Below are 14,726 nucleotides of genomic sequence, written 5' to 3'. Positions count from 1 at the left end.
CAGCGTGCGGTTAGACAAGTACCTCGCCCACAACGGGCTAGCAACCTCCCGCACACTTGCTGCAAAACTTATTGCTGCCGGTGCTGTGAGCCTCAACGGTAAACCTGTTCGTAAAGCATCCCTGGACGTGACACCAGGCGATAACGTGCAGGTGCATCGTAGCGAACTCACTGAATATGTAAGCCGGGCGGGGCACAAACTGGCGGGGGCCCTGAATGCATTCCCGCAGGTGCAGGTGAGCGGTAAACGCTGCTTAGATGCAGGGGCCTCAACCGGTGGATTCACTGATGTACTCTTACGCGCCGGCGCTGCTCACGTTGCCGCAGTAGATGTGGGCCATAATCAGCTGGTGCAGCAGCTGCGGGATGACGCACGGGTAAGCGTCTATGAAGGGCTGAACGTGCGCTACCTGAAGCCTGCTGATATTGGCGGGCAGGTTGATGTGACAGTTGGAGACCTGTCGTTTATTTCCCTCACTCTCGTCATGCGCCCCTTAGCGGAGGCAACAGTACCCGGCGGAGACCTGCTGCTAATGGTGAAACCCCAATTTGAGGTAGGAAAACACCGTATCGGTAAGGGCGGGGTAGTAGTCGACGCGCAGGCCCGTGCGGAGGCTGTGCAGGTTGTGCAGAACTCGGCGCGCGAGTGCGGTTTAACGGTGCGTGCCACCTCCCCGAGCCCGTTACCCGGGCAGGATGGAAATAAAGAATACTTTCTGTGGTGCACCAAACCGATGCGCTAAAAACAACAACTCTTATCGAAAAAATTTTCTAGAATTTGTATTCGTATTATTATTTTTTCGGGTAGACTTAGGAAAGATACCGCGCAGGGCAAAATATCTGAAAGGGATGTACATGGCAGAGGCAGAAAGCCGTAAAATCCTGGTGTTCGCCCACACCGGACGTAAAGAGGCACGTGAGGCTGCCCGCCAAGCGTGCACACAGCTGTATCGTGCGGGGCTCACCCCGGTCATGAACCGTTCAGATCTTGAGACCCTTACCGAAAACTGGGCGGATCCCGTGCCCGTGCAAGTGGTACACGAAAGCGTACCGCTCATTGATATTGAGCTGGGGGTAGTGCTTGGGGGTGACGGGTCGATTCTGCGTGCGGCAGAGATGGTACGCCGCACCACTATTCCGCTGGTCGGGGTGAATCTCGGACACGTGGGATTCCTCGCAGAATCTGAAGAAAGCGACCTAGGGGAGACCGTTGAGCGTATCGTAAGCGGAGAGTACACCGTTGAAGAGCGCATGGCGATCGAGGTTGAAGTCTGGCATGAGAGCAAACGGGTGCACACCGACTGGGCGTTAAACGAGGTCAGCGTCGAAAAAGGCAACCGCGAAAAAATGATCGAAGTCATCATTGAAGTGGACCGAAAACCCCTGAGCACCTTCGGATGTGACGGGGTGGTAATGGGCACCCCCACCGGTTCCACCGCGTACGCATTCTCGGGGGGCGGACCTGTTGTCTGGCCGGAGGTAGAAGCAATACTCATGGTGCCGCTTTCAGCACACGCCCTATTCGCCAGGCCACTCGTCGCGGCCCCCACCTCAATGGTTGCAGTCGAGATGATGCCTGGTAACGGCGCATCCGGGGTGCTGTGGTGCGATGGGCGCCGTACCGTGGATTTACGCCCCGGCTCGCGGATTGAGGTACGCAAATCAGAGAAACCGGTGCTGCTGGCCCGTATTCACCCGGCTCCGTTCTCTGAACGGATTGTCCGTAAATTTGAGCTGCCTATCCGCGGCTGGCGTGGCCCCCAGCATCAAAGCTAAACCCCTCGCTATTTTTACTGTTGCACCCAGCGCCGGAATACCACGGTGAATCCCAGAACCTGAGTAGATGAGGACCTTGCGTGATTGAAGAAATCCATATTCGTGACTTGGGCGTTATCACCGATGCGCGCCTGCCCCTACAGCCCGGGCTGTCAGTACTTACAGGTGAGACAGGGGCCGGTAAAACGATGGTTGTGACCGCTCTTGGGATGCTTCTCGGCGCCCGAAGCGACGCCTCTAGTGTGCGCAGCGGCGCTAAGAGTGCCCTCGCAGAGGCTGTGGTGCGCCTTCCCCATAACCACCCGGCCCTTACTCTCGCGCAGGATGCCGGTGGGTCGGTAGAAGAACTTGACGGTGAGCAAAGCGAGCTGCTGCTGGCGCGCACCGTGAACGCTTCGGGGCGTTCCCGTGCCCATATTGGTGGGTGCTCCGCCCCTATCGGCACCCTTGCAGATATTGGGCACACCCTTGTTGCGGTGCACGGACAATCCGACCAGCTGCGCCTCAAATCCGCTGCCGCTCAACGGCACGCCCTCGACTCGTATGCAGGCGAGGCCCTCACACGTCTGCTGGGGGAGTACCGCACCACCTATGACCGTTACCGCGCTGCCGCTGCCGAGCTTAAAGAAGTACGCGAAAACTCTCGCGCCCGCGCCTTGGAGGCACAAACTCTGCGCGGGGCGCTCGAGGAAATCGATAGTGTGGACCCGCAGGAGGGTGAAGATACCGCGCTTAAAGCTGAAAGTCTTAAGCTCATGAATGTTGAGGCGCTGCGTATCGCCGCCGCCACGGCTTCGGGGGCGCTGGCAGGCAGCGAATACACTGAAGGGGACGAGACGAACGTGCTGGGTCTGCTTGATACTGCCCGAGGGGCCCTGCAGCACCAAGCCGAGGCCGACGAAGAATTGGCCTCACTCGCTCACCGTTTGAACGAAGTGCTGATCCTTAGCACCGACATTTCATCTGATCTCGCCTCTTACACGGCCTCCCTCGACGGAGAAAGCCCTGAACGGCTTGCACACGTGCAGAACCGCCTGGCGCAGCTGAAAAACCTCACCCGAAAATACGGTGCAGATATTACCGAGGTACTTGACTGGGCGCAGGCATCCCGCGCCCGCCTGAATACTCTTATCGACGACCCCACCCGTCAAGAAAACTTAGAAGCCGAGCTGGTCACTTTACGCCAGAAGCTTGGGGAACAGTCGCAGACGCTTCTGGAAGCCCGCCGGGGCGCCGCCCGAACACTGGCCGAGGCTGTCAGCGAAGAACTTACTGCACTCGCCATGCCCAACGCCTCCCTCATCGTGGAAGTTTCCGAGGCAGAGAAGTTCTCACCCTACGGTAAGGACACCGTCACCTTCATGCTTGCCCCGCACAAAAATGCAGCCCCGCGTCCGCTGGGTAAAGGTGCCTCCGGTGGTGAGCTTTCCCGCGTGATGCTGGCCCTTGAGGTGGTGCTGGCTGAGGTGGACCCTGTACCCACCTTCATCTTTGATGAGGTGGACTCCGGGGTGGGCGGTAAAGCGGCCATTGAAATCGGCAGGCGCCTTGCGATGCTCGCCCAACACGTGCAGGTGCTGGTGGTAACCCACCTGCCGCAGGTGGCTGCGTTCGCTGACCAGCATATTCTGGTGCTCAAAAACGATGATGCTTCGCTCTCAAAAGTGCAGGTGCTCACCGATGAGCAGAGGGTAGTTGAACTTGCCCGGATGCTCGCCGGACACGACCAATCGGAGGCGGCTCAAGAGCACGCCCGCGAACTATTGCACGCTGGTGGTCAGCTGTAAAGAAGAACCATGCACCCATAGTAGGTTCGGCAGGCGGCGTTTGACCACCCAGTATTTTGGCGGTTGTGTGGGTATTCTTGGCGGGTTATTACACTGCGCCCTATTGGATAAGAAAGAAGAAAATGGTAAGCTTGAATTCCGTGGTGAATGAAAATATGAGCGCATCCGGCGCGTCTTCCAACGGCAAAGTAACCCGTCAAATCTTCGTAACCGGCGGTGTTGCGTCTTCTCTAGGCAAAGGCCTTTCAGCATCTTCTCTGGGGCAGCTTCTGCGCTCACGCGGTCTTTCTGTGACTATGCAGAAGTTCGACCCCTACCTAAACGTTGACCCCGGAACCATGAACCCGTTCCAGCACGGTGAGGTATTCGTGACTGATGATGGGGCGGAAACCGACCTCGACATCGGGCACTACGAGCGTTTCCTGGACGAGAACCTTGACCAGTCCGCGAACGTGACTACCGGTCAGGTGTACTCGTCGGTGATCGCCAAAGAACGCCGCGGCGAATACTTGGGTGATACGGTGCAGGTGATTCCACACATCACCAACGAGATTAAGGCGCGTATGCGTTACGCTGCCGAGATTGATAACGCCCCGGACATTATTATTACCGAAATCGGCGGTACCGTTGGTGATATTGAGTCCCTGCCATTTATGGAAGCCGCGCGGCAGGTGCGCCGCGATGTGGGGCGTCAGAACGTGTTTTTCCTGCACGTCTCCCTGGTGCCGTTTATTGGTCCATCTGGCGAGCTTAAAACCAAGCCCACCCAGCATTCAGTCGCCTCTCTGCGGGGTTTGGGGATTCAACCCGACGGGCTGATTCTCCGCTGCGAGCGTGACGTGCCAGCCTCACACCGGGCGAAGATCGGTAACGCCTGCGACGTGGATGTGGACGCCGTCATTTCGTGCCCCGACGCGCCGAGCATCTACGATATCCCCAAAACTCTGCACGGGCAGAAGCTGGACGACTATATCCTTGATTACTTTGGGCTTGAGGCCCCCGACCCCGATTTCACCCAGTGGGATCGTGTGTTAGGCGCCGTGCACAACCCTAATACTGATGTGAAGGTCGCGCTCGTTGGCAAATATATTGACCTGCCCGATGCCTACCTTTCCGTCTCTGAGGCCCTGCGCGCTGGCGGCTTCGCCAATAATGTGAAGGTCAAGATTAACTGGGTGGCGGCAGATTTGTGCTCCACCGATGAGGACGCCGAAAAGCACTTGGGTGACATGGACGCTATCCTGGTGCCCGGTGGGTTTGGCATCCGCGGCCTTGACGGCAAGATCGGTGCGCTCAAATACGCTCGTGAGCATAAAATTCCCACGCTAGGAATCTGCCTGGGGCTGCAATCTATGGTGATCGAGTATGCGCGTAATGTGCTTGGGCTATCTGAGGCCTCCTCGACTGAGTTTGACCCGGACACCACCGAGCCGGTGATCGCCACCATTGAGGAGCAGAAACAGTTCGTGCACGGTGCTGGGGATCTTGGCGGTACCATGCGTCTGGGCCTGTACCCTGCGAACCTGGTTCCCGGCTCTCAGGTTGCTAAGGCGTACGGTGCTACTGAGGTCGCTGAGCGGCACCGCCACCGCTATGAGGTAAACAATGAGTACCGTGGACGGCTTGAAGACGCGGGGCTGAGGATCTCGGGCACCTCACCCGACTCCTCACTGGTGGAGTATGTGGAACTGCCCGCCGAGACGCACCCCTACTATGTGGCGACTCAGGCGCACCCCGAATACCGTTCCCGCCCGACCCGCCCGCACCCGCTCTTTGCGGGCCTTATTGAGGCGGCACTGGCACAACGCGATATGTAACGGCTAAGGCAGCAACACCACGAGGCGGGGCCTGTTACATACTTTGGTGAAGGCTCCGCCTCGTGCCGGTCTGGTGCGGATAACTGTGATGGGCGTGTGATGCAGGGATGTTCAGTGTCATTCGCTAAAACCTCCGGCTGTCTGTGCCCTGACGCTGCACCGGGTACCCGCCTGGAATCCACGTTAGAATGGGGGATATGAGCACCAAACCGGCGGCATCATCGCTTAACCCAGAATACGCAGATATTGTTGACACTCCCTCTTTGCGGGAAGTTACCTCCCGCGAACATAAATACTGCGGGCATGTGCTCGATGTGACCGTTGAAAAATACTTGCTGAGTCCCCACGGGCCGGAACTGACCCGCGACGTTGTGGGTATGCCGGGTGCTGTTGCCGTGGCCACCCTTGATGAACACGACCGTATTCTGCTGCTTAACCAGTACCGCCACCCGGTGCGCATGAACCTGTGGGAGGTACCCGCTGGGCTTCTCGACATTGAGGGGGAAGACCCACTGGCGGCGGCCCAACGTGAGCTTGCAGAGGAAGCCGACTTAGAAGCTAAGACCTGGCACACTCTTATCGACTACTACACCACCCCGGGTGGGGCCGACGAGGCGGGCCGAATCTACCTGGCGCGGGGTCTGCGCCGCATTCCAGAAGGGCAACGCATCCCGCGCGGGGAAGAAGAAGCCGAGATCACCTACCGGTGGGTTCCTCTTGACGCTGCCGTACAGCTGGTGCTGGCAGGGCACATCCATAACGGGTTAGCGAACCAGGCGATTATGGCGGCTTACGTTGCATCCCAGGTGGGGTTTGCCAACCTGCGCTCGGCCACCGATAGCTGGGATTTTCACCCTTATCTGGGCGGGCGGCGCACCCGGTACCGGAATGTTCACTAAAACTGTGCGATGGTGTCTCCTGTGACTGGGCGCTCTTCCCGCAGCCACACCCGGCCCACCCCACTGCAGGCTGGTGTAGAACAGTACCTTACCTATTTACGTGTTGAAAAAGGCAGCAGCGACAATACGATACTTTCATACACGCGCGATTTGCGCCGCTACAGTGCGTACCTTGCCACGCGCGGTATTATCGCTCCCGAGCGCATCCGCACCGCTGATGTGCGTGCGTTTATGCGGGAACTCGCTAACCCCACCGTTCCACTGCCCGAGCCGCAGACAGCGCAAGACCGTAAAGCCGCTGAGCAGGACGCTCATGATGCCCTTGCCGCAACGATTTATGCGGGTGATAAAGCATCTGCTGCGCCCCCGCCGCACAATTCGCTCAGTGCACCAGCGGGGCAAATTCTGCCAGTTCCGCTGGGTCCTAACTCTATTGCCCGCACTATGGCAGCGGTGCGGGGCGCGCACGCTTTCTGGCATAGTTCCCGCACCACTGACACCGACCCGGCGGCGGCGGTGAAGCCTCCCAAAAACGTCAAACGGTTACCTAAGGCTGTCACTGTTGAGCAGATGCAGCGGCTTCTTGCGGTTCCGTCCCTGGAGACCCCTACCGGTTTGCGGGACCGGGCGATCTTGGAATTTTTGTATGCCACGGGTGCGCGCGTCAGTGAGATGCTAGCCGCTGATATAGACGATGTGCACCTGGGGGAGAGCACCACCGATGAGCACGGTGAAACTGTTACTCTACCCGGGTATGTGCGGCTATTCGGTAAAGGGGGGAAAGAGCGGCTGGTTCCGGTGGGGTCGTATGCGCAGCGGGCCCTTCAGAACTATCTGGTGCGTGCCCGCCCCGTATTTGCCGCACATGGTAAAGGTACCGCCGCGCTATTCCTCAATGGGCGCGGTAGCCGCCTGGGTCGGCAGGGTGCGTGGCTGATTCTTAAAAGCGCCGCCGAGCAGGCGGGGCTAACCCAGGATTTTTCGCCTCACTCAATGCGGCATTCTTTTGCTACACACCTGCTGCAGGGCGGGGCCGATATTCGGGTGGTGCAGGAACTTTTGGGCCACGCTTCTATTGCCACCACCCAGGTGTATACCAGGGTGAGCCCCGAGGGGATGATGGAGGTGTACCGGATGGCGCATCCGCGAGCCAACTACCCCACACGGTAGGAAATGTATGCGTGCGCCTTGGTGCACTGTACCCATCCGCTGCGCCGGTTCGCGCGCAAGGCTACCGAAAGATTCTGCGGTGCGCAAAATCATGTGTAATATTTATTCTTCGTGTTACAAAAATGTAAAAAATGTGTTTCTCCGTGTAAAACCCACCAAACCCACTAGGGTGGCCCGGTAGTATCGTGACTATCGCCGAATCGGCCGCGCCCAACCGCAACTATCCCAGAGCGTGGCCGTTCATGAGATTAAAGGCTATCTCAGGCGGTGCAGACGCACAGTATCGTGCGTGCTCCGAACGGAAGGGATACATGTTATGAGCACGGCATCAGCCCACAACTCATCACCCAAAAAAACGGTAGAAAAGAAGCCGTTCTATAAAGACCCCACCCACATGCTGTACCTCTCGGTGATTGCTGCCGTCATTATCGGCTGCGTGCTGGGGCTGACCGCGCCGGGCTTCGCTAAAGGTCTGGCGCCCATCGGTACCGGGTTTATCGCGCTCATTAAAATGATGATCGCCCCCGTCATTTTCTGCACCATCGTCCTCGGGGTCGGCTCCATCGCAAAAGCTGCGACCGTGGGGAAAGTGGGCGGTATGGCACTGCTGTATTTTGTGCTCATGAGCACCTTTGCGCTCGGTATTGGTCTAGTGGTTGGCAATATTATTGAGCCCGGCAGCGCCCTGCACTACGACCCTGCCACCACTAAATACACCCTCCCCAACAACAGCAGCGGGAGCCATGGCGGGGGAGATACCGTGAGCTTTCTGCTGGGCATTATCCCCACCTCCCTGCTTTCTGCACTGACAAACGACAACATTCTGCAGACCCTGTTTGTGGCTCTGCTGATGGGTTTTGCGCTGCAGAAAATGGGCCCGGTCGGCCAGCCCATCCTAAAATTCCTCACCTACTGCCAAGCGCTGGTGTTCCGCCTGCTCATGATGATTATGTGGCTGGCACCGCTGGGGGCGTTGGGTGCTATTGCAGCGGTTGTTGGGTCCACCGGGCTGCAGGCAATCTCGTCCATGTTCGTGCTCATGGCCGCTTTCTATATCACCTGCATCCTATTTGTCGTGGTGGTGCTGGGCAGCATCCTTAAACTGTTCGCAGGGGTGAACATTTTTAGCCTGCTGAAATATTTGGCGCGGGAATACCTGCTAATCTTCTCCACTTCCTCTTCCGAGGCGGCTTTGCCGCGGCTGATCGCTAAAATGGAGCACCTTGGCGTCTCAAAACCCGTAGTGGGTGTGGTTGTGCCCACCGGGTACTCCTTTAACCTGGACGGTACCGCTATCTACCTGACCATGAGTGCACTATTCGTGGCTGAGGCGATGGGCACCCCACTGGCGTTGGGTGAGCAGCTTTCTCTGTTGGTTTTCATGATTATTGCTTCAAAGGGCGCCGCTGGGGTCTCGGGTGCGGGTATCGCTACCCTGGCTGGTGGTCTGCAGTCGCACCGCCCTGACCTTGTGAACGGTGTGGGGCTGATTGTGGGTATTGACCGTTTCATGTCTGAGGCGCGCGCCGTTACGAACTTTACCGGCAACGCTGTGGCAACTGTGCTCATGGGTAAAGCCGTTAAAGAGATCGACATGGACAGGGTGCGTTCCGTCCTAAAAGGCGAACTTCCCTTTGATGAGAACACCATGGGGGATGCCTTACACGGCGACCAGTACGTGGATGATGCGGTGGCTCAGAAATCGCCAACCAAACAGATTCCCGTTGTGCCGCCCGAGAACATAAAACCGCGCACGCATATCGACTCTGGGCAGTAGCAGAGAGTTTGAACGCATCCGTTCAACCTCAACCGCCCCGTACCCCTGAGTTCCACCTCACGTTTAGGCTCTGGGATACGGGGCAAATACTGTAACCTTATAATCAACAGTAAATTTCGCACACGAAGGTGACATAGTTGACTGAAGCACCGGAACAAGAACTCGGGCCCACCGGCCGCCCCCTCCGCGAATACCCCGACCCCGCGCCCATACAACAGCACGGTCCCGCGCGCATCATCTCGATGGTGAACCAGAAGGGTGGGGTGGGCAAGACCACCTCAACCATTAATCTTGGCGCGGCCCTTGCTGAATGCGGGCGTAAAGTTTTACTCGTGGATTTTGACCCGCAGGGCGCGCTCTCTGCGGGATTCGGTGCGAACCCGCACGAGCTGGACTTGACCGTCTATAACGTCATGATGGACCGCAAGGTAGACATTAAAGACGTCATCCAAGGCACCGGTGTTGAGAACGTAGACCTGCTCCCGGCGAATATTGACTTGTCCGCAGCTGAGGTGCTGCTGGTGAACGAGGTGGCTCGTGAGCAGGTGCTGGCCTCTGCGCTCCGTAAAGTTCGCGACGAGTACGACGTAATCCTCATTGACTGCCAGCCTTCCCTGGGACTGCTTACTGTGAACGCTCTCACCGCCTCCGACGGCGTGATTATTCCCCTCATCTGCGAGTTTTTCGCCCTGCGTGCTGTCGCGTTGCTGAACGACTCAATCCAGAAAGTGCAGGATAGGCTCAACCCCGACCTGGACATTGTTGGCGTACTTGCCACCATGTTTGATGCACGCACCACCCACTCCAAAGAGGTACTGGCACGCATTATCGACGCATTCGGCGATAAGGTGTTCGACACCGTCATTAAACGCACCGTTAAATTCCCGGATGCGACCGTCTCATTTGAGCCGATCCTGAACTACGCCACCAACCACCCAGGCGCACAGGCGTACCGGCAGGTGGCGCGTGAGCTGATCTATAAGGGCGGCGCACCCTAGCCCTGGATGTGTTTCCCCAATACGTACGCGGATGCTGTAGCACGGTGCGGGACTGCACCGGGTACGGCGTCCGCGTTTTCACCGGGGTACCGGCGGACCGCTGTTGAGGCTGGGGCCGCCTGCCGCAGTGCCGTGTTGTTTAGCCTCCGCTGGACCCGGTAAAATATGTGACGTTAGGTTTGCCCCTGTAGTTACAGGTGGCGTGCACCTGCCCTAAGTATTTTGAAGCATCCAAGAATGGAGCATAGGTCACCCATGACCGAAACCGTCGCTGCCGAGAGGGTACCGACACCGACTGGGCCAAACAGCCCTACACCCCCGGTGCCAGGTGCCGGGTTCACTCTCACACTCACTAATTTTGAGGGCCCCTTTGATCTGCTGTTGACCCTCATATCGCGCCGTAAACTCGATATTACAGATATCGCGCTCGCTGAAGTTACCGACGAGTTCATCGCCTACCTGCATGCCCTCTACGAGCATGGCACCGCCGAGGCGCTGGATGAGGCGAGTGACTTTATGGTAACTGCCGCAACACTGCTTGAGTTAAAGGCTGCTCGTCTGCTGCCGCACCATAATGATCCGCTGCAACAGGATGTTGCACTTGTAGAGGCCCGTGACTTGCTGTTTGCACGGCTCCTGCAGTACCGCGCCTACCGTGAAGTTGCCGCTATTTTTGCTGCACGCTGGCAGGCGGAAAATCAGCGGTTTGCCCGCACCGTGGCCCTAGAGCCGGTTTTTGCGAAGGCACTTCCGGAGCTTGTGTTTGAGGAAGGGCCCGAGGAATTCGCACGTATCGCTGCGGCGGCGTTCGCACCTAAAACTCGTCCCGCTGAACCGGAGCCAGAGGTAATTGTTGAAGAACTCAACGAACACCTGCACGTTTCCACCACCACTATAGCCGCTGAGGAACGCACTATTTTAGATGCGCTCCTAGCGGGTGCACCTGCGGTACGGTCGGTGCGGTTCAGCGAGCTTGTGCGCGGGGCCGGTGAGCTTGAGACGGCAGTAGTGCGTTTTTTGGCATTACTGGAACTCTATAAAGAGGGGGCGGTGACCCTCAACCAGGACGCGCCTCTGGGAGAGATTTCGGTGAGCACAACCGCATTGTCCCGCGATTTTGTGCCCCACGACCCGGCCGACTCTACAATGGCAGGCAGCGAGACCGTACCCGCCGTAGCGGCGCCTGAGCTGCAGGCACACCCTGGGAAAGGGGAAGCATGAACACTAGCGCCACCGGCGGTAACCGTTTTGAGGACGAATTTACCGAATCAGACCTGAATATTGTGAACCTTGGGTATTGGGACCCCGGATCCGATACGGAAATAGCGCCGGACATCGAGCAAGAAGGCACAGCGAGCGGTGCTGACGCACCAGAACCCAACAACACTGTGGAGACACCGCCCCAGAGCAAAGGGCTTACAGTATCTAGCCTCCCCGATAAGGACGCAAACAAGACCCCGTCAGGGCAGCGAGCGCCCCGGCGCCCCAGCGGCCGAACCATGGGTGCTGCTGCTGTTGATGCTGAGGACGAGTTTTCCCGCGTGGAGCGTATACCGGGCGGGGTGAAAGCAGCGATTGAGGCTGTCTTAGCGGTCGCTGACGCCCCGGTGAGTGTGCGTGAGCTATCGGCTGCGCTGATCGTGAATGAGCGGGCGGTGGAGGCTGCCTTAGACGAACTGTACCGTGAATATAACGGGGACGAATCAGACTACGGTGATGATGGGCCTTCTCGGGAGCCGAGAGGTTTTGAACTGCGCCGGGTAGGGGGCGGCTGGCGTTTGTACTCTCGTGCCGATTTTGCGCCCTGGGTGGCCCGGTTTGTGACCCGCAGCCAGAGCGCCACATTGAGCAAATCGGCGTTTGAGACGTTGGCTGTGATCGCGTATCAGCAGCCGGTTACCCGGGCTCGTGTTGCAGCGGTGCGCGGCGTGAATGCTGATGCCGCGGTGCGGCAGCTGGTGCACCGCCAGTTGGTGCGTGAGGCTGGTAAGGAAGAAGGTACAGGGGCGGCCCTGTATGAGACGACTGAGCTTCTGCTGGCGAAACTGGGGTTGGACTCGTTGGATGAGCTGCCGGAGCTTGCCCCGTTTTTGCCGGATGATACGGAGGCGGCACTTTTGGCAGATGATGCGTAGATACTTATAACGGGCTCCGCAGATGGGTAATGCGTGTAATACTTCAGGCCCAGGGGAGTGCTGCTGAACGTGCGGGCAGTGAGCTCGGGATATAACAGATAAATTGTAGAAAATACTGACAGGATATTAGGAAAACTGATGGCATACGGAAAGAATAATTCCCGCCCCGGACATACGGGCGGTTCCAAGGGCGCGGGCCCGCAAGGCGGTGGCCGCAAGGCTAAGGGGGGCGCCCCCAAAAACTCGAAGTATGGCGCCTCACAGGCTGGCGCTTCCAGGGGCAAAGGCAAGGGGAAAGGTAAGTACTCTGAGCTACCTAAGCGTGAACGCCGGGCACCGGGCCGCCCGTACCGTTCGGGGGAGGCGTTTGCGCATGAGCGCGGCGAGTACCGGGCCAACAAATGGGCGGGGCCGCATCGCCCACGACGTCCGCGTGCTGCGCCGGTGGATCATTTCGATTTTTATGACGAGAACGGTGTGCGTCTGCAGAAGCTAATGGCCCAGGCCGGGGTGGCATCACGCCGTGTGTGTGAGCAGATGATCACCGAAGGGCGGGTCACTGTTAATGGTGAGGCCGTGACCGAGCTAGGGGTGCGTGTGAACCCTGCGGATGTTGTGGTTCAGGTGGATGGTATGACCGTGCAGACGAACGATAAGCTCGTGTACATGGCATTTAATAAGCCTGCCGGGGTTGTTTCAACAATGGAAGACCCCGATGGCCGCCCCTGCATTAAAGATTTTTTGCGGTCTTCAATGACGGAGCGGGTGTTCCATGTGGGTCGTTTGGATGTTGAGACTGAGGGGCTGCTGCTGCTGACGAATGATGGTGAGCTGGCGAATCGGCTGACGCACCCCTCCTACGAGGTGCCTAAAACATACCTGGTGCAGGTGCGTGGCCCGGTTGAGTCGGGCGTGGGTGCGCAGCTGAAAAAGGGTGTGCGTCTTGAGGATGGCGTGTCTCGTGTTGATTCGTTTAAGCTGGTGGATTCGGCCCCGGGGCATGTGCTGATTGAGGTGAGTATCCATTCGGGGAAGAACCGTATTGTGCGCCGCCTGTTTGAGGCTGTGGGGTACCCGGTGGAGAAGCTGGTGCGTGTTGAGATGGGCCCGGTACGTATTGGGTCGCAGAAGCAGGGTACGGTGCGTAACCTGTCGAAGGTTGAGATCGGGCATCTACTGGCAAGCGTGGACATGTAATGGGTTCTCAGGATATTTCCCCGGTGCTTACCGGCCCGGTGCTGGTGATCGGCACGGGCTTGTTGGGGGCATCTATCGGGTTGGGCTTGCGTGCCGCAGGAGTGCCGGTGTACTTGCAGGATATTTCGCCTACCGTGGAGGCGGTCGCTGAGGATATTGGTGCGGGTACCCGTTGGTCCTCTCTTGGGGAAGCTAAACGTGCCTCATGCGCGCCGCAGCTGGTGCTGGTGGCGGCCCCGCCGGACGTGGCTGGTGACCTGTGCGTGCAGGCACTCAATACATATGCGCCGCACGGGGATTACCCGGGGGCCACCGTCACTGATATTGCTTCGGTGAAGTCTTTGCCGCTGCGGCAGGTGCTTGAGTCGGGGGCTGATGCTTCACGTTATGTGGGGTCGCACCCGATGGCGGGGCGGGAGAAGTCCGGTCCGGTTGCTGCACGCGGAGAGCTGTTTCAGGCCCGACCCTGGATTATTTGTGAGCATGAGGCTGCCCGCGCTGAGTGCGTGAAACTGGTGCGGGCTTTAGCGGTTGAGCTGGGGGCTATTGTGACCGCCTTGAGTGCGTCTGAGCATGATGAGACGGTGGCGCTCATCTCGCATGTGCCGCAGGCGGTGAGTTCTTTACTTGCCACCCGCCTGCAGCACACACCGTTATATGCGCTGTCGCTGGCGGGGCAGGGCCTGCGTGATACGGTGCGTATCGCGGGGAGTGACCCGCGCCTGTGGGTGCAGATTTTCGCGGCGAATGCGGAGCCTATGGTGCGTACACTCTATGGTATACGTCAGGATCTGGACCGTCTGATTGCTACACTTGAGAACCCTACCGCCCCCGGCGCTCGCCTGGATTTGGCGCAGCTAATGAGTGAGGGGAACGCGGGGGTGGCTCGCATCCCCGGTAAACATGGTACGGTGCCGACCGCATTTGCCACGCTCACGGTGTTGGTGGATGATACCCCTGGGTCTTTGGCGCGGCTGCTGGCCGATATTGGTGAGCTGGGTGTGAATGTGGAAGATCTGCGTCTGGAACATTCAACCGGGGCAGATGTAGGCATGGCCGAGTTGTCGGTGAGCCCCGCTAAACATGATGAGCTGGTGACCGGACTGACCGAACGGGGCTGGAAGGTCGTCACCTAGTGGGTGGGGTGTCCCAATGTTTGCGGGGAGGAATA

12 protein-coding genes are annotated in these 14,726 nt (G+C 58.5%); all 12 read left to right on the top strand.

Features of this window, described 5'->3' with window-relative positions; translation table 11 throughout:
- The first annotated feature begins 4 nt into the window (after positions 1 to 4).
- The 12 genes from I6I94_RS02755 to I6I94_RS02700 all read left to right on the top strand — a co-directional run bounded on the left by I6I94_RS02755 (position 5) and on the right by I6I94_RS02700 (position 14,691).
- The gene (locus I6I94_RS02755; protein ID WP_128087614.1) at positions 5 to 742 is read left to right on the top strand and encodes a TlyA family RNA methyltransferase; all 738 of its coding nucleotides are present in this window, start codon (positions 5 to 7) and stop codon (positions 740 to 742) included.
- A gap of 112 nt (positions 743 to 854) precedes the next feature.
- Positions 855 to 1,775: an NAD kinase gene (locus I6I94_RS02750; protein WP_006887855.1), complete on the top strand. Its 921-nt coding sequence runs from the start codon at positions 855 to 857 to the stop codon at positions 1,773 to 1,775.
- Positions 1,776 to 1,855: 80 nt separating this feature from the next.
- Positions 1,856 to 3,562: a DNA repair protein RecN gene (gene recN / locus I6I94_RS02745; RefSeq protein ID WP_201620849.1), complete on the top strand. Its 1,707-nt coding sequence runs from the start codon at positions 1,856 to 1,858 to the stop codon at positions 3,560 to 3,562.
- 122 nt (positions 3,563 to 3,684) lie between these two features.
- A complete protein-coding gene (locus I6I94_RS02740; RefSeq protein ID WP_128087615.1) occupies positions 3,685 to 5,379 on the top strand; it encodes a CTP synthase in 1,695 nt (564 codons plus the stop codon).
- 188 nt (positions 5,380 to 5,567) lie between these two features.
- The gene (locus I6I94_RS02735) at positions 5,568 to 6,278 is read left to right on the top strand and encodes an NUDIX domain-containing protein (protein ID WP_023133375.1); all 711 of its coding nucleotides are present in this window, start codon (positions 5,568 to 5,570) and stop codon (positions 6,276 to 6,278) included.
- Positions 6,279 to 6,299: 21 nt separating this feature from the next.
- A complete protein-coding gene (locus I6I94_RS02730; RefSeq protein WP_126926549.1) occupies positions 6,300 to 7,448 on the top strand; it encodes a site-specific tyrosine recombinase XerD in 1,149 nt (382 codons plus the stop codon).
- Positions 7,449 to 7,764: 316 nt separating this feature from the next.
- A complete protein-coding gene (locus I6I94_RS02725; protein ID WP_126926548.1) occupies positions 7,765 to 9,225 on the top strand; it encodes a cation:dicarboxylate symporter family transporter in 1,461 nt (486 codons plus the stop codon).
- A gap of 137 nt (positions 9,226 to 9,362) precedes the next feature.
- On the top strand, positions 9,363 to 10,223 hold the full coding sequence (locus tag I6I94_RS02720) for a ParA family protein (RefSeq protein WP_006887854.1): 861 nt from the start codon (positions 9,363 to 9,365) through the stop codon (positions 10,221 to 10,223).
- Positions 10,224 to 10,478: 255 nt separating this feature from the next.
- A complete protein-coding gene (locus I6I94_RS02715; RefSeq protein ID WP_126926547.1) occupies positions 10,479 to 11,444 on the top strand; it encodes a segregation and condensation protein A in 966 nt (321 codons plus the stop codon).
- A complete protein-coding gene (gene scpB, locus I6I94_RS02710) occupies positions 11,441 to 12,358 on the top strand; it encodes an SMC-Scp complex subunit ScpB (protein ID WP_126926546.1) in 918 nt (305 codons plus the stop codon). Before I6I94_RS02715 ends, scpB begins: the two co-directional genes overlap by 4 nt.
- 138 nt (positions 12,359 to 12,496) lie before the next feature.
- Complete coding sequence (locus tag I6I94_RS02705) at positions 12,497 to 13,555, top strand: pseudouridine synthase (RefSeq protein ID WP_037236444.1); 1,059 nt, start codon at positions 12,497 to 12,499, stop codon at positions 13,553 to 13,555.
- Positions 13,555 to 14,691, top strand: coding sequence for a prephenate dehydrogenase (locus tag I6I94_RS02700; RefSeq protein WP_126926545.1), 1,137 nt, complete (start codon positions 13,555 to 13,557; stop codon positions 14,689 to 14,691). Before I6I94_RS02705 ends, I6I94_RS02700 begins: the two co-directional genes overlap by 1 nt.
- The last annotated feature ends 35 nt before the right edge of the window (positions 14,692 to 14,726 follow it).

The sequence above is a fragment of the Rothia aeria genome, from assembly GCF_016726365.1.
Lineage (GTDB): Bacteria > Actinomycetota > Actinomycetes > Actinomycetales > Micrococcaceae > Rothia > Rothia aeria.
The sequence above is the reverse complement of the archived record's forward strand: the minus strand, read 5'-3'. Positions and strand labels throughout refer to the sequence as shown.